General features: G+C 65.5%; 16 protein-coding genes. 10 read left to right on the top strand and 6 right to left on the bottom strand.

Translation table 11 applies throughout. From position 1 onward, the window contains the following. Positions 1-81: 81 nt before the first annotated feature. From atzF to OKW44_RS10500, 10 genes are all read left to right on the top strand, one after another. Positions 82-1,923: an allophanate hydrolase gene (atzF, locus tag OKW44_RS10545; protein ID WP_018424439.1), complete on the top strand. Its 1,842-nt coding sequence runs from the start codon at positions 82-84 to the stop codon at positions 1,921-1,923. A gap of 63 nt (positions 1,924-1,986) precedes the next feature. Further along, the gene (locus OKW44_RS10540) at positions 1,987-3,084 is read left to right on the top strand and encodes a BMP family ABC transporter substrate-binding protein (protein WP_018424440.1); all 1,098 of its coding nucleotides are present in this window, start codon (positions 1,987-1,989) and stop codon (positions 3,082-3,084) included. 44 nt (positions 3,085-3,128) lie between these two features. Further along, on the top strand, positions 3,129-4,262 hold the full coding sequence (locus OKW44_RS10535) for an ABC transporter permease (protein WP_018424441.1): 1,134 nt from the start codon (positions 3,129-3,131) through the stop codon (positions 4,260-4,262). Next, complete coding sequence (locus OKW44_RS10530; RefSeq protein ID WP_018424442.1) at positions 4,255-5,181, top strand: ABC transporter permease; 927 nt, start codon at positions 4,255-4,257, stop codon at positions 5,179-5,181. Before OKW44_RS10535 ends, OKW44_RS10530 begins: the two co-directional genes overlap by 8 nt. Before the next feature lie 48 nt (positions 5,182-5,229). Further along, complete coding sequence (gene biuH, locus OKW44_RS10525) at positions 5,230-5,922, top strand: biuret amidohydrolase (protein ID WP_018424443.1); 693 nt, start codon at positions 5,230-5,232, stop codon at positions 5,920-5,922. Between the two features lie 2 nt (positions 5,923-5,924). Next, the gene (locus OKW44_RS10520) at positions 5,925-7,559 is read left to right on the top strand and encodes an ABC transporter ATP-binding protein (protein WP_018424444.1); all 1,635 of its coding nucleotides are present in this window, start codon (positions 5,925-5,927) and stop codon (positions 7,557-7,559) included. Between the two features lie 3 nt (positions 7,560-7,562). Next, on the top strand, positions 7,563-8,561 hold the full coding sequence (locus OKW44_RS10515; RefSeq protein WP_018424445.1) for a formamidase: 999 nt from the start codon (positions 7,563-7,565) through the stop codon (positions 8,559-8,561). A gap of 5 nt (positions 8,562-8,566) precedes the next feature. After that, positions 8,567-9,232, top strand: a complete 666-nt coding sequence (locus tag OKW44_RS10510) for a cysteine hydrolase family protein (RefSeq protein ID WP_018424446.1) — start codon at positions 8,567-8,569, stop codon at positions 9,230-9,232. Continuing rightward, positions 9,229-9,678: an oxalurate catabolism protein HpxZ gene (gene hpxZ / locus OKW44_RS10505; protein WP_018424447.1), complete on the top strand. Its 450-nt coding sequence runs from the start codon at positions 9,229-9,231 to the stop codon at positions 9,676-9,678. Before OKW44_RS10510 ends, hpxZ begins: the two co-directional genes overlap by 4 nt. Then, positions 9,638-10,468, top strand: coding sequence for a GntR family transcriptional regulator (locus OKW44_RS10500; RefSeq protein WP_018424448.1), 831 nt, complete (start codon positions 9,638-9,640; stop codon positions 10,466-10,468). The genes hpxZ and OKW44_RS10500 overlap by 41 nt, the downstream gene beginning before the upstream one ends. Positions 10,469-10,727: 259 nt before the next feature. On the opposite strand, the gene OKW44_RS10495 is transcribed toward OKW44_RS10500, so the two are convergent. From OKW44_RS10495 to OKW44_RS10470, 6 genes are all read right to left on the bottom strand, one after another. Further along, positions 10,728-12,707 (bottom strand): heavy metal translocating P-type ATPase, encoded by a 1,980-nt coding sequence (locus OKW44_RS10495; RefSeq protein WP_018424449.1) that lies wholly within the window; start codon positions 12,705-12,707, stop codon positions 10,728-10,730. Continuing rightward, entirely contained in the window at positions 12,704-13,822 is a 1,119-nt protein-coding gene (locus OKW44_RS10490) for an SPFH domain-containing protein (protein ID WP_018424450.1), read from the bottom strand. The genes OKW44_RS10495 and OKW44_RS10490 overlap by 4 nt, the downstream gene beginning before the upstream one ends. Then, positions 13,819-14,874, bottom strand: coding sequence for a protease modulator HflC (gene hflC, locus OKW44_RS10485; RefSeq protein ID WP_018424451.1), 1,056 nt, complete (start codon positions 14,872-14,874; stop codon positions 13,819-13,821). The genes OKW44_RS10490 and hflC overlap by 4 nt, the downstream gene beginning before the upstream one ends. Before the next feature lie 43 nt (positions 14,875-14,917). Continuing rightward, positions 14,918-16,831 (bottom strand): protease modulator HflK, encoded by a 1,914-nt coding sequence (hflK, locus tag OKW44_RS10480; protein ID WP_063713730.1) that lies wholly within the window; start codon positions 16,829-16,831, stop codon positions 14,918-14,920. A 197-nt stretch (positions 16,832-17,028) separates the two neighbouring features. Continuing rightward, a complete protein-coding gene (locus OKW44_RS10475) occupies positions 17,029-17,841 on the bottom strand; it encodes a metal ABC transporter permease (RefSeq protein WP_018424453.1) in 813 nt (270 codons plus the stop codon). A 2-nt stretch (positions 17,842-17,843) separates the two neighbouring features. Further along, a complete protein-coding gene (locus tag OKW44_RS10470; RefSeq protein ID WP_018424454.1) occupies positions 17,844-18,755 on the bottom strand; it encodes a metal ABC transporter permease in 912 nt (303 codons plus the stop codon). Position 18,756 lies beyond the last annotated feature (1 nt).

Here is an 18,756-nt window from a genome sequence, read left to right as displayed (position 1 = left end):
GATAAGCATTTGCGGTCTGTGCCAGCAAATCTGGCACAAAGCCTGCATTCCATCGCTCAACTTGTATTCAAGATTGAACTCATGGAACGCATTGCTCCGTTCAAGGTTCGCGCGCTGCTAGACGCCTATCGTCAAGGCGAAACATCGCCATGCGACACGGTCGCCACAGTGCTGCAACGTCTTGCCACCACCCATCGTCCCGAAGCGTGGATCCTTCGCGTGTCCGAAGCCTCGCTCGTCGCGCGCGCCACCGAACTCGAACGTCTGCTCGCCGACGAGGGCCCGGCGCTCTTCGCCCGCATGCCGCTCTTCGGCGTGCCGTTCGCGGTGAAGGACAACGTTGACGTCGCCGGCCTGCCGACAACCGCCGCATGCGATGCCTTCGCCTACACGCCGGACGAAACGGCGTTCGCGGTGGCGCGTCTGCTGGACGCGGGCGCGATTCTCGTCGGCAAGACCAATCTCGATCAGTTCGCGACGGGTCTCGTCGGCACGCGTTCGCCGTACGGCGCGGTGCGTCAGATCACGCGCGATGAATACGTGTCGGGCGGATCGAGCTCCGGTTCGGCGATTGCGGTCGCGACGGGCATCGTCGCGTTCTCGCTCGGCACCGATACCGCGGGTTCGGGACGCGTGCCTGCGGGCTTCAACGGGCTGGTGGGGCTCAAGCCGTCGCTCGGGCTCGTCAGCAAGCGCGGCGTCGTGCCGGCGTGCCGCACGCTCGATACGCTGTCGGTGTTCGCGCACGACGTCGCCGATGCTTGGCAAGTGCTCGACCGGCTCGCGTTCTACGACCCGCACGACGGTTACTCCAGGCCGCTGCCCTCGCGCGGTTTGCAACACGCGCCATTGCGCATCGCTATTCCCGACACGCTCACGTTCTTCGACGACCACCACGCATCGGCCGCCTTCGCCGCGACCATGGATGGCATCGCCAGGCATCTCGCGTTGACGCCGTCGACATTCGCCTTCGCGCCGTTGCAGCAGATCGCCGCGCTTCTTTACGACGGCCCGTGGGTGGCCGAGCGCCGCGCCGCGCTCGGGACGTTTTTTATGACGCATCACCACGATATCGACACAACCGTCGCGAAGGTGATCGGCCAGGCGGAGCGTTTCGATGCGGCCGCCGCATTCGACGGGCAATACACGCTTGCGAGGCTGGGGCGCCAAGCCACAGCGCTTTTCGAGCACGCCGACGTGCTGATCGTGCCGACCACGCCGACGCACCCGACCATCGCCGAGGTGCAGGCCAACCCGGTGGAGGTGAACAGCCGTCTGGGCGTCTATACGAACTTCGTCAATCTGCTCGATCTGTGTGCGCTCGCCGTGCCCGGCGTGCCGCGCGCCGACGGTCTGCCTGCGGGCGTGACGCTGATCGGACCATCGGGCGCGGACCAGCAGCTCGCGTTGCTCGGCGCGCGTATTCAGGCGCTGTTCAGCGAAGCCGTCGAGCAACGCGATGCCGACGCGATCGCGAGCCAGCCGCTGCCGATCCAGGAACCGGTCGTCATGCTCGCCGTGGTCGGTGCGCATCTGCGGGGCGAGCCGTTGAACTGGCAACTGCTGCAAGCCGGCGCGCGCTTCGTCGAAGCCACCACGACCGCGCCTCGCTACCGCCTCTATGCACTCGCCGGCACGTTGCCGCCGAAACCCGGTCTCGTGCGCCGGACGGGCGACGTGGCAGGAGGCGAAGCCATCGCTATCGAACTGTGGGAGGTGCCGCTGCGCACCTTCGGCGCGTTCGTCGCCGCCGTGCCCGCGCCGCTCGCCATCGGCACGCTCGAGACCATCGACGGACGCAGCGTGAAGGGCTTCGTCTGTGAGCCCTCGGCGATCGAGCACGACGCGGGCGCCCTCGACATTACCGCTTACCGCGGCTGGCGCGCGTATCTCGCGCACCGCGCGCCGCAGCCGAACGCCTGATGCCCGTCATCGGAAATCCAGCATTCAGAACGCAGTGCACGACCAACTCAAGGAAACCACACCATGACTCAACGTCGCGACTTCATCAAGCAGGCGGGCGCGTTCGCGCTCGGCAGCCTGCTGCCGCTCGAAAGCGTGTTCGCTGCCGAAAAGCTCACCGTCGGCGTGATCTACGTCGGCTCGAAGGGCGACTATGGCTACAACCAGGCGCAGGCCCAGGCCGCCGCGGTCATCAAAAAGATGCCGAACGTGAAGGTGGTCGAAGAAGAGAATGTGCCGGAAACGGTGGCCGCGCAGAAGTCGATGGAAGCCATGATCGAGCAGGACGGCGCGACGCTCGTTTTCGCCACCTCGTTCGGCTACTTCGATCCTCACGTGCTGAAGATGGCGGCCAGGTATCCGAAGGTGCGTTTCGCGCATTGCGGCGGCCTCTGGAAGCAGGGCAACCCGCCGAACATCGCGAGCTACTTCGGCTACATCGACGAATGCCAGTACCTGAACGGCGTCGTCGCGGGCCACATGAGCAAGAGCAAAAAGCTCGGTTTCGTCGCGGCCAAACCGATTCCGCAAGTGCTGCGCAACATCAACGCGTTCACGCTCGGCGCGCAGTCGGTCGATCCGGCCATCACGACACACGTCATTTTCACGGGCGACTGGTCGATGCCGGTCAAGGAAGCCGAAGCGACCAACAGTCTCGTCGATCAGGGTTGCGACGTGCTGACCTGCCACGTCGACGGTCCGAAGGTCGTGATCGAAACGGCGGAGAAGCGCGGCGCGATGAGCTGTGGTTACCACGCGAGCCAGGCGGCGCTCGCGCCGAAGGGCTATCTGACGGGCGCCGAGTGGGACTGGGCGACGCCGTACAAAACGCTCGTCACTCACGCGCAGACCGGCACGCCGCAGCCGAACATTCTGCGCGGCGGCCTCAAGGAAGGTTTCGTGAAGATGTCGCCCTATGGCGCCGTGGTGACGGCCGCCGCGAAGACCAAAGCCGACGCCGTCAAGGCGCAGATGATGGCCGGCCAGTTCGTCATCTTCAAGGGCCCGCTGAGGGACAACAAGGGCGGCACCGCGATCGCGTCCGGCACGGCCTACGCTCAGACCGACATCACGCTCGAAAGCATGAATTATCTCGTCACGGGTGTGGTGGGCCAGATCTGATCCAGCGTGCTGACAGCGCAATTCGCGCAATTGAAGGAGAGACCATGCGTGCTCATGCTTCCACGGTGACGTCGTCCGGCATTGCCCGCGCGCTGCTCGGCGTGCTGCCCGCACTGCCGACGCTCGCGGCGGTCGCCGGCACGCTGCTGCTGTTCGCGATCTTTCTGCTCGTGCAGGGCCAGCCCGCGGGCGACGCGATCGTGCTGATCGCGCAAGGCGCATTCGGCTCGGCGTTCGCGTGGCAGAGCACGCTGCTGCGCGCCGCGCCGTTGATGCTCACCGCGCTGTGCGTGGCGCTGCCTGCGCAGGTCGGCCTGATCGTGATCGGCGGCGAGGGCGCGCTCGCGCTCGGCGGACTCGCTGCGGCCGTCACGCCGCAACTGCTGCCGCACGGCACGCCGTGGTTCGTCGCGACGCCCGCGATGGCGCTGGCGGGCATGATCGTCGGCGGTGCGTGGATCGGCACGGTCGGCGCGTTGCGGCAGTGGCGCGGCGTGAACGAGACCATCAGCTCGCTGCTGATGTCGTATATCGCGATTGCGTTGTTCAAGCATCTGGTCGAGGGGCCGTTGCGCGATCCGGCGAGCCTGAACAAGCCGTCGACGCTGCCGCTGCCCGATGCGTTCACGGTCGGCTCGCTGCCGGGACTCGATGTGCATTGGGGACTCTTCTGGGGCGCGCTCGCGTGCGTCGGCGCGTGGATCTTCGTGCGTCACAGCACCAAGGGTTTCGCGATGCGCGTGACGGGCGGCAACGCGCGCGCCGCGCGCCTCGTCGGCCTGCCAGTCAACTCGCTCGCGTTGACCGCATGCGTGCTCGGCGGCACCGCCGCGGGACTCGCCGGCGTGTTCGAAGTCTCGGCGGTGCAGGGCAGCGCGAACGCGTCGCTGCTCGCGGGTTACGGCTACGCGGGCATCCTCGTCGCATTCGCTGCACGGCAGAATCCGCTCGCGATCATCGCGTGCGCGCTGATGATCGGCGGCATCGAGGCGAGCGGCAGTCTGCTGCAACGCCGCCTCGATCTGCCCGACGCAACGACGCTCGTCTTGCAAGGGCTGCTGTTCGCAAACCTGCTCGCGTGGGAAGCGCTCGGCGGCCGGCTCGCCGCGTGGCGCGTGAAGTTGCAGGCGGTCGCGCAATCCGGACTGCCGCATCCGCTGGAGCAAACTCATGCCTGATCTGCACTCGCCCGTTGCCGTGCTGCTGCTCTCGCTCTTTGCGGGCGCGATTCGCGTCAGCACGCCGTATCTTTTCGTGAGCCTCGGTGAATGCCTGACCGAGAAGGGCGGTCGCGTGAATCTCGGGCTCGAAGGCATTCTCGTGTCGGGCGCGATGAGCGGTTACGCAGGCTCGTACCTGACCGGTTCGCCTTGGCTGGGCGTGCTTATTGCCGGGTGCGCGGGCCTGCTGCTCGGTTGCCTGCACGGACTCGTCTGCTCGCTGCCGCGCGTGTCCGACATCGCGTTCGGTATCGCGTTGATGCTGTTCGGCACGGGCCTCGCGTTCTATCTCGGCAAGCCGTTCATCGAGCCGCAGGCGGCGATGCTGCGCTCGTTCGACTTCGGCGCGTGGAGCGCATCGCCGCAATTGCATAACGCGCTGCATGTGAATCCACTCTTCCTGATCGGCGTCGTGCTTGCGTTCGTTCTGCAATGGGGTTTGCGCTCCACACGCTGGGGCATGACGCTGCGGCTCGTCGGCGAAAACGCGGAGAGCGCACGGGCGATGGGCTATCCGATCACGCGCGTACGCATCGCAGCGACGGCGGTCGGCGGATTTTTCGCGGGCGTCGGCGGCGCGTATCTGTCGCTCGTTTATCCGGGCAGCTGGAATGAAGGCCTGTCGAGCGGTCAGGGGTTGATGGCCGTCGCGCTCGTGATCTTCGCGCGCTGGCAGCCGCTGCGCTGTCTGTGGGCGGCGCTGCTGTTCGGCGCGGCCGGCGCACTCGGCCCCGCGCTGCAGGCGGTCGGCGTGACGAGCGGCTACTACCTGTTCAACGCCGCGCCGTACGTGCTCACGCTCGCAATCATGATCGTCAATTGCCGGCCGGATCGCACGCTCGCGGGTGCGCCCGGCGAACTGAGTCTCACGCGCTGAAAACCGCCGAAGCGATCCACCTACTTTTCGTCTCACCGGGAGTCCGACATGGCCCGTTTCATCGAAGCCCGACCGTATCCGTGGCCCTACGACGGCGCGTTGCGCGCCGACAATACGGCGCTCATCATCATCGACATGCAGACGGACTTCTGCGGCATCGGCGGCTATGTCGACAAGATGGGCTACGACCTGTCGCTGACGCGCGCGCCGATCGAACCGATCAGCCGCGTGCTGGCAACGATGCGCGAGCAGGGTTTCACCATCATCCATACTCGCGAAGGACACCGGCCCGATCTGTCGGATCTTCCTGCCAACAAGCGCTGGCGCAGCCGCCGCGCGGGCACGGACGGCATCGGCATCGGCGACGACGGTCCGTGCGGCAAGATCCTCGTGCGCGGCGAACCGGGCTGGGACATCATCGACGAGCTCGCGCCGCTGCCGGGCGAGATCGTCATCGACAAGCCGGGCAAGGGCTCGTTCTGCGCCACCGATCTCGAACTCATTCTGCGCACGCGCGGCATCGTCAATCTGGTGCTGACCGGCATCACGACCGACGTGTGCGTGCATACGACGATGCGCGAAGCGAACGACCGCGGCTTCGAATGCACGGTTCTCGCCGACTGCTGCGGCGCGACCGACAAGGGCAATCACGACGCGGCGCTGAACATGGTGCTGATGCAGGGCGGCGTGTTCGGCACGGTGTCGGATTCCAGCGCGCTGATCGCGGCGCTCGGACGCTGATCATGTCGACGCTCGCCAGCATGAAACCGCTGCCGTCGCACACCGGTGCGCTCGGCATCGAGGTGCTCGGCGCGAGCAAGCGCTTCGGTGCTTTCCGCGCGCTCGACGACGTGACCCTCAAGGTGCGCGCAGGTACGCTGCACGCGCTGCTCGGCGAGAACGGCGCGGGCAAGAGCACGCTCGTGAAAGGTCTCGTCGGTTATGGCGTGCTCGACAGCGGCCAGATCGCCGCGGACGGCCGCGAAGTGCGCATTGCTTCGCCCCGCGATGCGCAGGCGCTCGGCATCGGCATGGTGTACCAGCATTTCACGCTGGCGGCGGGTTTGTCGGTGGAAGAGAACCTGCTTCTCGCACGTGGCCGGATGCCGTGGAAAATCGACTGGCAAGCCGAACGCAAGGCGCTCGGCGCGTTCATGCGCGGCATGCCGTTCCGGCTCGCACTCGACACGCCGGTGTCGAGTCTCGCGGCCGGCGAAAAGCAGAAGCTCGAAATATTGAAGCAACTGTATCTGCGTCAGCGCTTCCTGATTCTCGACGAACCGACCTCGGTGCTGACGCCGCAGGAAGCGGACGAAGTGCTCGGCCTCATGCGCGATCTCGCGACGCGCAGCGAACTCACCGTGCTGATGATCACGCACAAATTCCGCGAAGTGATGGCCTACGCGGACGACGTCACGGTCCTGCGCAAGGGCCGCTTAGTCGGCAGTTGCGCGGTGCGCGACACCGACCGCGACCGCCTCGCATCGTGGATGATGGGCAGCGACGCCGGTTTCGACGCGCGCGCGACGGCCGGCATCGACGACGTGCGGCCTGCGCGCCGGCCGCTTGTCGTCGGTGCGCCGGTGGCGCTCGAACTGTCGGCGCTGACGGTGGTGGACGATCGTGGACACGTGGCGGTGCGTGATGCGTCGCTCGCGGTGCGCGCGGGCGAGATTTTCGGCCTGGCAGGCGTGTCGGGCAATGGCCAGAAGGAGCTGATCGAGGCGCTGGTCGGCCAGCGGAGCCTGCGATCGGGCGACATGCGCGTGAAGGGAGAAGCGTACCGCGCGACGCGCGAAGCGATGACGCGCCTGAAAGTCTTCGCGTTGCCCGAGGAGCCGCTGCGTAATGCGTGTGTCGCGAATCTGAGCGTCGCGGAAAATCTCGCGTTGCGCGACTTCGATCGCGCGCCGTTGCGCGCGGGCGGCTGGCGGCTCAACCGTCGCGCGTTACGCGAACGCGCCGAACAGCGCGTTGCCGAGTTCAACGTGAGGCCGCCGGTGCCGGAGCGCGCGATCGGCACGCTGTCGGGCGGTAACGTGCAGCGCGCGGTACTGGCTCGCGAACTCGGCCAGCCGGTCGATGTGCTGATCGTCGCCAATCCGGTGTTCGGCCTCGACTTCGCGTCGGTGGCCGATATACACGCGCGCATTCTCGCGGCCCGCGACGCGGGCGCGGCGGTGCTGCTCGTGAGCGAAGACCTCGATGAATTGCTGGAACTGGCCGACCGCATCGCAGTAATCGCGGAAGGGCGGCTCGTTTTCGAAACCGCCGTGGAAAACGCGGATCGCGTGGTGCTCGGGCGCCACATGGCGGGCCACAGCGACGATCGGCAACCCGAAGCGGCGGACACCGCCGCCGCCTTTCATGGAGCATGACAGATGAGTTCGAGTGGACTGGGCGGATTGAACCGCTCGCCCGCGGGCGTCGTAATCGGCCTCGTGCAATTGCAGAATCCCAATGTAGAAACGCCCGCGCAGCTCGCGGCGCAGACGCAGCGCGTGGTCGAACTGGTCGGCAAGGCGCGGCGCAACAACGCGGCGATGGATCTCGTCGTGTTTCCGGAATACGCGTTGCATGGCCTTTCCATGCGCACCGACGACGCGATCATGTGCAGCCTCGACGGCCCCGAAGTGGCCGCGTTCAAGGCGGCGTGCGTCGAGCACCGCATCTGGGGCTGCTTTTCGATCATGGAGCGCAATCCAGGCGGCAATCCATACAACAGCGGACTGATCATCGACGACAAAGGCGTGATCCAGCTCTACTACCGCAAGCTGCATCCGTGGGTGCCGGTCGAGCCGTGGGAGCCGGGCAATCTCGGTGTGCCGGTCTGCACCGGGCCGCGCGGCGTGCAGCTCGGCCTCATCATCTGCCACGACGGCATGTTTCCGGAGATGGCGCGCGAAGCCGCCTACAAGGGCGCAGAAGTGATTCTGCGCACGGCGGGATACACCGCGCCGATCCGCCCCGCGTGGCGCATCACCAATCAGTCGAACGCGTTCCAGAATCTCGCGCAGACGGCGAGCGTCTGTCTGTGCGGCAGCGACGGCACGTTCGATTCGATGGGCGAGGGCATGTTCTGCGATTTCGACGGAACGGTGATCGTGGAGGGCAGTCATCGCCCGGACGAGGTCATCGTCTGCGAGATGCGGCCCGATCTCGTGCGCGAGGCGCGTATCCATTGGGGCGTCGAAAACAACATCTATCAGTTCGGACACCGCGGCTACGTTGCGGTGAAGGGCGGCGCGCAGGATTGCCCCTATACGTTCATGCATGACATGGTGCGCGGCGAATATCGTTTGCCTTGGGAGGCCGAGGTGCGCGTGACCGATGGCACTCCTTGCGGCTTCGCACCGCCGGAACGCACTTACAAGGGGTGACTGCCATGCCGACCGTCAACCAGGCGTTACCGTCGCCGTTCGCGTTCGAGCCGTCGAAGACGGCGCTGGTCGTGATCGACATGCAACGCGATTTCATCGAGGCGGGCGGATTCGGCGCGGCGCTCGGCAACGACGTGTCGCTGCTCGCGGACATCGTGCCGGATGTCGCGCGGCTGATCGCGCATGCGCGCACGCACGGCTGGCACGTCGTGCACACGCGTGAATCGCACGTGCCTGATCTGTCCGATTGTCCGCCGGCGAAACGTCTGCGTGGGCAGCCGCGCGCGCGCATCGGCGACAAAGGGCCGATGGGACGCATACTCGTGCGAGGCGAACCGGGTAATGCAATCATCGACGCGCTCGCGCCGATTGAAGGTGAACTCGTGATCGACAAGCCGGGCAAGGGTGCGTTCTACGCGACGCGGCTCGGCGAAGAGCTTGCGATGCGCGGCGTCACGCATCTCGTGTTTGCGGGCGTGACGACTGAAGTGTGCGTGCAGACCTCGATGCGCGAAGCGAATGATCGCGGTTACGACTGTCTCGTGATCGAAGGCGCGACCGCGAGCTACATTCCCGCGTTCAAGGAAGCAACGCTGGCGATGATCCGTTCGCAAGGCGGCATAGTCGGCTGGACTGCGACGCTCGAACAATTGCTGGAGGCCGACGCTTGACCACATCGACTGTCATCAACGACCCGGCGATCGTCGCCGAAGTGACCGCCGTGTTCGAAGCCTATGAACGCGCGCTGGTCGATAACGACATCGACACGATGAACGTGTTGTTCTGGGACGCACCGGAAACGGTACGCTATGGAATTGCCGAAATCCAGCACGGCGGCGAGGAGATTCGCGCGTGGCGGGAATCGTGCGTGCCGGTGCCGGCTTCGCGCAGACGGCATCGCACGGTCGTGACGACGTTCGGCCGCGACTATGCGACGGTCAGCACCACGTTCACCAGCGACGCCACGCCGCTCGTCGGCCGTCAGATGCAGTCGTGGGCGCGGCTTGGCGCGCACGATGCGCCGTTCGGCGGCTGGATCGTCGTTGCTGCGCACGTGAGCCTGATCGAAGCGCCCGATGTGCCCGACGTGCAAGCCGCCCACGGGAAACGCGGATAATGCCGGGACGATTTGCAGGAGACTGGTCATCGAACCCAAACGGCTGACCGAAGCTAAAGACCCGATCGACGAACCCGACGACGTGGCGCCTGATGCGTCGAAAGTCGTCTATGGCGCGAACCCGCTTGCCGAGCAGGTGTATCTGCAACTCAAGCAGGACATTTTCGACTTCCGGCTGTTTCCGGGCGATCGCTTCTCGGAGACTGACATCGCGCAGCATTACGGCGTGTCGCGCACACCGATGCGCGACGCGCTGTTCCGTCTGCTACGCGAAGGCTATCTGGAAGTCGGCTTCCGGCGCGGCTGGAAAGTGTGCAACATCGACTTCGAGCGGCTCGATCAGCTGTACGACCTGCGCATCGTGCTCGAATTGGCTGCTATAGAGCGTGTGACGAGCGGCTCGAACAATCGCGCGATCGACGCGCTCAAGGCCATCTGGTGCGTGCCGCGCGACGCACGCGAGACCGATCCGGCGCGCATGTTCCGGCTCGACGAAGGCTTTCATCGCGGGCTGGTGGAAGCGACGGGCAACGCCGAAATGCTACGCGTGCATAACGAAGTGACCGAGCGCATTCGCATCGTGCGACGACTCGATTTCCTGAAGCCGCATCGCACCGACGCAACCTACGACGAGCACGCCACGATGCTCACGCTGATCGAACGCGGAAAGCTCGCCGAAGCGGGCATTATGCTGCGCGCGCATGTGACGCAGAGCAAGCTCGAAGTCCGCAAGATCACTGTTTCGATGCTCGCGCAGGCGCGGGACAGCAAGTTGCCGTTTGTGAGTTGAGGTAGGAGGGGTCGTGACTGATCTTCACGTCGCGCGCGGCCAATTTGAATGGAATGAACGCCCCCCACACAGTCGGTCCGTGTGGGCGATCCACTGCTATGCGGCACTTCTGTCAGTTGGAGAAGTGGTTGATCATACTCATCTGGTCACCCGAACCAAGGGATCTGTCATGGCACATATGATCGTGGGTGTGGACATCGCAAAGAACGTAATGCAGGTTCACTGGGGCGGATCCGGATAGCGGCGAAATCGTGATACATCAGCACCCAGGGCCGGTCTGATCGCTATGATCTTCCATTCGCAGCAGGCGCCCCGCATTGGCAATTACAATGAACGTGCCAAGGTTATGCAACAGCGCGATCCAGACGGCGCTTAACGTGCCCGTCGCTGCCAGCACAATCACCGCGACCGTCCACGCCAGGCCGATCGCTACATTGGTGGTCGCCGTGTGCAGGCAGCGCCGCCCAAGCCGCACGCAGGTCACAATACGTCGCAGATCGTCGCCGAGCAGGACGACATCGGCCGAGGCCACCGCAATGTCGATGCCGCGCTCGCCCATTGCAATGCTGGTAGGCCCCGCCTTGATGGCAAGCACGTCGTTCAAGCCGTCGCCGACCATCAGGGGATGATAGCCGGCCGCCATTTCCTGCACGACATAGTCAAGCTTGTCATGCGGCAATGCCTCAGCTACGACGATCCCAATACCCGTTTCCGCCGCGAGCTTGCGAGCAATGGGTTCGCGATCGCCGGTCAGAAGAGTCTGCCGCGTCAACCCGAGTTCCCGCAATTCGGCGAGGGCGTCCTTCGCCTCCGCGCGCAGCGCGTCGGCGAAACCGAACCACGCCAGCAAGCGGCCGTTCAAGGCGAGTCCCACGCAGGGACCCTCGATCTCGCGCGGCGGTTGCGGCAAGGCCTGCACGTAGTCCGCGAGCAAACCGTGGCGGCCAAGCACGGCGACGCCTTCAGCAGTATCGGCCACGATGCCGAGGCCTCTCAGTTCGCGAGCCTGTTCGAGCGGCGCCTCTTCGACGCCCGGATTGGCATCCGCCGCATAGCGCACCAGCGCACGACTCACCGGATGCGCACTGCCTCCGCCAAGGCGCCCCGCCAGTTCCAGCACCTGCGAAGCATCGACGCCCGGTTCCAGCAACACCTTCTCGACGCGCAATTCGCCGTAAGTCAGCGTGCCGGTCTTGTCGATCACCAGCGAATCGATCTGCGCAAACTTGTCGAGAAACGCTGCGTTCCTGAACAGGATGCCGTGCCGCGCGCCCGCGGCGATTCCGGCAATAGCCGTGGACGGCGCGGCGAGCACCAGCGCGCACGGGCACGCCGCAACGATGACCGCCAGCATCGCCGAGGCATTCGCCGAGGCGAACCATACGATTGCCGCGATCAGCAGGACGAGACACAGATAACCGCCCATGTAGCGCTCGAGTATCTGCGCAATCGGTGGCTTTGCCTGCTCGGCTCGCTGCATCAATTCGATGATCCTGCCGAGTGTCGAGTGTTTGCCCGCGTGCGTGACGTCGATGCGTAGCGGACCGTCGAGGTTCATTGCACCGCCGAAAACGGCTGTCCCCTGCGCGACGTCGAGCGGCACGGACTCGCCGGTAATCGGCCCATTGTCGACGCTCGACTGGCCATGCTGGACGACGCCGTCGGCGGGAATCCGTGCGCCGGCCACCACTTCGATCTGATCGCCGGCCTGCAGCGCGTCGTAGGGCACTTGTTCGATCGAACCGTCTGCCCGAATGCGTCGCACCTTGCCCGACGCCAGCCGGCCGAGCGCCCGGATCGCCTCCTGCGAGCCGAGTACGCTGCGCTCTTCAAGCGCGTGGCCGAACGTCATGACGATCGGCAACAGAGCCGCCGTGGCCATATCTCCCACGGCCCACGCAGCCAACATCGCCAGCGCGATCAGGCGGTCGGTCACGCCGTGCAGACTGGGCGACTTGAGGCTATGCCACGCGCTTGCGAACACCGGCCCGGCCACGACCAGCGACGCAAGTCCGGCGAGTACCTGCGCCAGCGTTTCATCCGCCGGGGCGAAAGCATGCCACGCTGTCGACAACGCCAGCAGGCCGCCGGCCAGCAGCGCAAGCGCGACGTGCCGCGTCATCGCCCGCTGTTCAGTTGCCGACAAGGCGATCGGCCTGCCCTGAGTGAAGCCGTCGGTGTGATTCGCGTGCGACGCGTGGTCGTCAGTGTGTCCTGGGTGCCCGATCCTCGCGCTCATCTCGCATTCCCCGGCAGGATCAGGTTTGATGTGTTGTGCGGGTCGACGGTCGTCACGCTGGCCGCTTTCGAGAGGATCAACTGCACCCGGTCCCGATAGACGCGCGCGAGAAGGCCCGGATCGCTGTTATTGCGCAATGGCGCTTCCAGTTGCTGAATGGTCAAGGTTTTCGCCCGTGCGGTGGCGACGCGTTCAACGGCACTCGCCTGTGCGTTCTGCACGATCCGGTCCGCGTCCTGTTGGGCATCCTGCCGGGTCTTCTCGGCGGCCGTGCGTGCTTCGGCCATGCTGCGCTCGGCCACCTGCAATGAGGTCAGGACCGAATTGAACGCACTGACGGCGGCAGCAGGGAATGCCGCCTCGACATCGACTCGCGCAACTTCGACGCCGAGTCCCGCATGCTGCGCATCGAGTTGCCGCAGGTGCCGCTCGATTTCCTGCGCGAGATCGCCGCGCAAGCGCTCACGCTTGACGGCCAGTTGCTGATCTGCCGACAGCCGTTCCGGCCGCGCGACCAGGATCGCATCGAGGTTGCGCTGCGCCACAACCGCGACCGCCGACGCCGACACGATCCGCTCGAGCGCGGCATCGAGCCGGTCTTTTTGCAGGACATAGGCGTAGGCATCGACCACCCGGTAATACAACGTGGCATGCAACTGCAAGACGCCGTTGTCGCCGGTCAGCAGGTAACCCGAGCCGGCGAGCGCATCGGGCAACAGCGCGCCGGCTGCCGGCGCAGCTGGCAAACCACTGGGCCCTGTCGCGCCGTCCGCGTCAGACAAGGGCGGCACTTCCGGCAAATGGGCGTCCGCGTCGCGCGCGCGCGGATCGCGTTCGAGCGACTGAATGCGTTGTTCGAGCACGCGCGCACTGCCAGGCACCATCAAGGTCGACTCGAACGGACGCGGCCAGGCAATCAGTAGTCCCGCGTCCTGGGTGCGCACGAATGCGCCGAAGCGCAGCACGACCGCGCGGCTGTCGGGCGGAATGCGCCGGATGTTTGAACCGGCCCATGCGCATGCGGCGAGAACAGTGACGGCTACCACGAACCAGAACGAGACCCGAACCGCCTGTGCGCCGGGCCCGAGCGGCGGCAAGCTGGTGTCCGTGGTCATCGCGCGGCCCTGGAATTTTTCGGCGCCGACGCGGACACCATGCCCGCGCCCGCCTGCCGCGACGGCTCTGCCCCCAGCTCGACGGGCCCCCGCACCAGTGCCTGGAACGGCGCCGCATCGGTGCGCAGGATCAGGTTCGTATTGGCGCTGACCACCGAGTCGAGCGTGTCGAGCGAGCGCAACATCGTATAAAGGCGCGGATTGCCGGCATAGGTGTTGCCATAGATCGCGGCGGCGTCCTGGCGGGACTGCGCTTCGATCTGCGCAGCCTTGACGTTCGCGTCGGCAACCGCAAGACGGGCGTCGCGATCCGCGTCCGAGCGGATCTGCGCGGCCTCGCGATTGCCGTCCGCCGTACGCTGCGCAGCAACCGTCTCGCGCTCCGCGCTCATCCGGCTGACCGTCGCCGCGAGTGTCACCGCGGGTAACGTCAGGCGCTCCAGTCCCACTTGAACGACATGCACGCCGTAGGCCGAGTAAAGCTGCGCGTCGATCTGACTGCGCAGTGCGTCCTCGAACGCGGAGATGCGTACCCGTGAGGGATCCGTGTTGACGAGCGACGCCAGCTCGAAGCCGGCCGACGTGGTTTGTAATGACGAACCGAGCAGCGAGCGGATTTGCTGCGCGGCCTCGTCGGGCCGGTTGCCCACGGCCCGAACAAAGCGGCGCACGTCGTTCGGATCCGCAGCGACTTTCCACGCGACATAGGCCTGCACGATGATGCGCAAGCCGTCACGCGTACCCACGTCCTGCAAGCCACTCGATGTCGTATGCAGGCGCAGATCGACCGGCACCGCCGCCTCGATCGGCGCGGGCAAACGCCACGCGAGACCGGGTTCGAGCAGCACCCGCACGGGTCGCCCGAAGCGCGTGATCACCGAGGCCTCACCCGCCCGCACCGAAATGAAGCTCGCCACGACAAACGCGATGACGACGCACAGCGCGGCAAGCAGGACGCGCACGTAGAATGGACCGCCGCGAGCCGCCTGTCCGTTGCCGTGATCGTGGTGGTGATGCCCGTGGCCATTGGTATGCGAATGGAACAAACTCATGAAGTCACCTTGAGAACAGCCAGTCCGGCGTGTGGCGCGCGCATCAGTTGCTACGACGGAAGCCGGCGAGATCGCCGGCCGTGAAAGTGCGCAGATCGAGGGTCGCGCGCTGGTCGGCGACCAGCCGGTCGTCGATCACCGTGATGCGCGCGTTCTGCAATCCACGCTGCAACCGCGCCAGGTAGTACTCGAACGCAAAGGCCGGTCCGCCCAGACGGTATGCCAACGTGTCGGCGGCAAAATCGATCTGCTGCACATGCGCCGACGCAAGCGTGTCTGCCGCTCGCGCCGAAGCCTGAGCGACCCCGCTGAGCGCCTGTTGCCGTGCATTGCCCAGCAATTGCGCCGCGAAGCCATGCGCCCTGGCGACACTTGCCTGCGCGCGGATCTGCGCGGCCTGCACGTCGTGATAAGCCGAGGCAGCGCCCGCTGGCGGGTGCACGCTCTCGATGACGACCGCCACGACTTCGATGCCGCTCGCGAGCTGATCGAGTTGCCGCTGAACCGCGCCGCGCACCTTTTCAGCAATGGCGGTCTGGCTTGTCTCGAGCAAAGCCTGCAGCGTATGCGAGGCGAGGTAGTGCATCACCTCGCGATTGGCGATCGAGCGGACCGTGCTTTCCGGATCGACCGACCGGTACAGCGCGGCCCGCGCGGCAGCGTCGCTCAAGCCCACGCGGTAATCCAGCCGCACATCGGCGTTGACGATCTGAAAGCTCTGCTGATCGCCGGTGGCGCCGGCGATCACCTGGCTCGTCTCCCATGGATGCTGGACGTCCCAGAGACGGTTCAACTGCTCAGACGTCGGACCGTCGGCGTCGACGGAGGGTGCCGCGACGCTGCTGTCCTCTGCGCCACCCGAGACGATGAGTTGATGCACCGCGCCGTTGTCGACAAGTCGGGCCTTGCCGAACGGCCAGGGCATGCCGATATGCAGCCCGGGCGACCACACGGCCACCGGCGCGCCGAATCGCTCGTATACCGCGCGTTGCGAAGGGTCTAGCACCACGACGGAGGTCAGCAACCACGCACAGACGGCCATCGTCACTATCGTGGCGGGTAACAGCCGCATGACACTGCGCAGCACCCAGTTCTGGCGCAGATCGATGCCATAGCGGTCATGCAATTCGGCGCCGATCGACGACAGCGGCGAGCGGCGATAATGCAATAGCCCGGCAAGCAGGCTCGATGGCACATGCGTCGCATGTTCACCGGCGCGCGGCGGGAAGATCCGTAGAAGAAGCGTGCGCACCGCCATTTCGACGGCAATGGCCGCACAGAAGACTGCGGCAATATGCACGACCAGATCGAGCGTCATATGCGCGTAGACCAACCATCCGGCCGACAACGCCGCCCCGAGTGCGCACAGGAGTAGAACGCGCAGCAGGCCCGCCAGCGACGCGGACAGCGAGTCACGCGAGCGCTGCGCGTCGTGGGCGTAAAACCGTTCGGCAACGAGCGTGAAAAAGGCCAGAGTCAGCGCAGCCGCGCCGCTGACGATCGTGAGGGACGGCGCAACCATCGCGTGGATTAGCACGTCAGGGGCCAAGGGCTGGAACGCCATTGCGGCGATCGCCACGGACAGTCCGGCGCACATGGCGACGCACCAGGGCTGCCAGCGAAGGATGCGCACGAGGTTGCCGAGGTCCGGCTTTCCGGCGTCGCGCGAGACGACTTGCTTCACGAAACTTACGCCGCGCTTCCAGATCGATTCCTTCTCCGGATACGCCGGTGCGCGCGCTGCCGACGGACGCCAGAGCGCAACGATAAGCACGTTCAGGCATGCGCTCGCCATCACCGCGCTCCAGCGCAAATCGATGGGCACGCTGTTCGACAGGCTCAAAACGCCCAGCACCCCTGCCAATGCCGCAGCCACCCATCCGGGCAGCAAGGCATCGTTACGTCCGGCCGACCGCTCACGCGCGTCACTTTCTTCCCGCCCCTCCCGCGTCGACATCAGCGATCCTTACCAATCAATTACAAACTGTGTGAGGTACAACGTCCCTGAAGGCAGTTGCCATGATCTGCGAGGCGCAATTTAACGCGACAGGTGGGGAAACTCAAGGTTGTCCGTCGACAGGAATCAACGGCCATAAAGGGAGCAGACTCTGGAGGTTGTCGCGACGCCATCAGGCGCGCTCATTCTGCATGAACCTAGGTTCGCGAAACACCTGCCAGCGACCAGGCTCGTGCCCGGGTCCACACCTGCCCCACTCCGTAACAGGCGGCCCCAAGGATGCCAACGAAGAAACCGACTGGCCAGTTGGAGACATAGGAGAGGGCGATCGATGTCCACACGGTGACGAGCGAAATTCCAACCGACACGCATATCGCAAGAATCGGCCGGTCAGTCAGCGAGCGGGCCGCAGCCGCGGGCCCAATCATCAGGCTGAACACCAGCAGCGCGCCTACTACCGGGAGCGCCATTGCCGTCGCAAGCGCCAGGATGCTCATGAACGCAAGTTCCATCGCGCGGCTCGATACGCCTCTCGCCTTCGCCAGAGCGGGCGATACCGAACTGAGCAGGAGTGGCCGGAAGAGCACAACCGTAACCGCAATCGAGAACCCGCTGATCGCGGCAACCGGCGCGAGATCGGTGTTGCTCACGCCCAATACTTGGCCGAAGAGAAGGGCATAGACCGCTTGTGAATACTCGCTCGTCATGCTCAGGAACAGCGCCCCGAGGCCTAGCAGCGTGACGAGGCACAGGGCGGTTGCGACTTGGTGACTTCCGCGCCGGCCCAGCCAACTGATTCCGATCACGCCGAGACCAGCGAAGACGATCAGGCCGAAGAGCGGATTGATACCGAGCAGGCTTGCCGCTGCAGCACCCGGAAAGGTGCCGAGCGGCAAGGCGTGCGCGGCGAACGAGGCGCCTCGAATCACCACGAAGAATCCGATGAATCCGGCGACCGCTGCTACGATGCTCGCCACGATCCATGTGTTGGTCATGAAGCTGGAGAACATGGTCAGGCCTCACCCGGTTCACGGGTGTTCAGGGCAATCCGCGCGCCCGTTGGGGGCTTTCGTACCGGTCCGGCGCGACCTGTGATGACATACAGGGCGAAGATGAGCGTCACCACGAAGAAGCTCACTGGCCAGCCGTGCCCGCGTGTCCAGTAGTAGCTGTCGTACGCGAGCAGGATGCCACCCCAGGTCGTGCCCAGGCCGATTAACGCGGACAGACCCGTGGCCCAGCCTGGCCGCTTTGCCACCCTCAAGGCGATCGCCGCCGGACCTATCAGGAGTGCGGTCGACAGGATGGCGCCGACGGTAATAGCTGATAGGGAAACGGCCAGCGCCAATACCAGCAGGTGCAGGAGTCCGACCGTCCGTACCCGCACGCCCATGACCGCGGCCAGCTCTGGGTCAACGGAGCTGAGCAGCAAGGGACGATAAAGCACGCCCGCGGCAATCAACGCCCCCGTACCCACCGCCAGCGCGAACGGAATGATCGATGCCGGAATGGCGAACATTGATCCGAACATGACGGTGATTGCCGCTCCAGTCGTGCTTTTCGATGTCACGTCGAGGTAAAGAAACAGCGCGGCAAGACCAAGCCCCGCGCCCAGCACGACGCCGGTCACAAGGTCGCGCTCACGGGCGCGGCGCACCCGCACCAGTTCCATGCCGCCCGCTGCCATGACCGCCATGATGAGAAATCCCAGCAACGGGTTGATGCCGAGCAGGAACGACGCAGCACCGCCCGCGCTGCTCACGTCGGCCAGCGCGTGGCCGGCGAAGGACTGGCCCTTCATGACGGTGAATACGCCAATTACGCTGGACACGACTGCGGCGCCGCCGCCGACTACCATCGCGGTATGCACCGGTTCGCTGCTAAAGAAGCCCGGTTCAAAGATCAGGGTGAGCAGGGAATCCATC

It is taken from the genome of Paraburkholderia lebeckiae (assembly GCF_050436325.1).
GTDB lineage: Bacteria > Pseudomonadota > Gammaproteobacteria > Burkholderiales > Burkholderiaceae > Paraburkholderia > Paraburkholderia tuberum.
Note: the sequence above shows the minus strand (reverse complement) of the source record. Positions and strands in the feature narration are given on the sequence as shown.

Coding starts and splice junctions, on each gene's coding strand:
- atzF (WP_018424439.1), top strand. CDS start 82: ATGGAACGCATTGCTCCGTTCAAGGTTCGCGCGCTGCTAGACGCCTAT.
- OKW44_RS10540 (WP_018424440.1), top strand. CDS start 1,987: ATGACTCAACGTCGCGACTTCATCAAGCAGGCGGGCGCGTTCGCGCTC.
- OKW44_RS10535 (WP_018424441.1), top strand. CDS start 3,129: ATGCGTGCTCATGCTTCCACGGTGACGTCGTCCGGCATTGCCCGCGCG.
- OKW44_RS10530 (WP_018424442.1), top strand. CDS start 4,255: ATGCCTGATCTGCACTCGCCCGTTGCCGTGCTGCTGCTCTCGCTCTTT.
- biuH (WP_018424443.1), top strand. CDS start 5,230: ATGGCCCGTTTCATCGAAGCCCGACCGTATCCGTGGCCCTACGACGGC.
- OKW44_RS10520 (WP_018424444.1), top strand. CDS start 5,925: ATGTCGACGCTCGCCAGCATGAAACCGCTGCCGTCGCACACCGGTGCG.
- OKW44_RS10515 (WP_018424445.1), top strand. CDS start 7,563: ATGAGTTCGAGTGGACTGGGCGGATTGAACCGCTCGCCCGCGGGCGTC.
- OKW44_RS10510 (WP_018424446.1), top strand. CDS start 8,567: ATGCCGACCGTCAACCAGGCGTTACCGTCGCCGTTCGCGTTCGAGCCG.
- OKW44_RS10500 (WP_018424448.1), top strand. CDS start 9,638: ATGTGCCCGACGTGCAAGCCGCCCACGGGAAACGCGGATAATGCCGGG.
- OKW44_RS10495 (WP_018424449.1), bottom strand. CDS start 12,707: ATGAGCGCGAGGATCGGGCACCCAGGACACACTGACGACCACGCGTCG.
- OKW44_RS10490 (WP_018424450.1), bottom strand. CDS start 13,822: ATGACCACGGACACCAGCTTGCCGCCGCTCGGGCCCGGCGCACAGGCG.
- hflC (WP_018424451.1), bottom strand. CDS start 14,874: ATGAGTTTGTTCCATTCGCATACCAATGGCCACGGGCATCACCACCAC.
- hflK (WP_063713730.1), bottom strand. CDS start 16,831: ATGTCGACGCGGGAGGGGCGGGAAGAAAGTGACGCGCGTGAGCGGTCG.
- OKW44_RS10475 (WP_018424453.1), bottom strand. CDS start 17,841: ATGTTCTCCAGCTTCATGACCAACACATGGATCGTGGCGAGCATCGTA.
- OKW44_RS10470 (WP_018424454.1), bottom strand. CDS start 18,755: ATGGATTCCCTGCTCACCCTGATCTTTGAACCGGGCTTCTTTAGCAGC.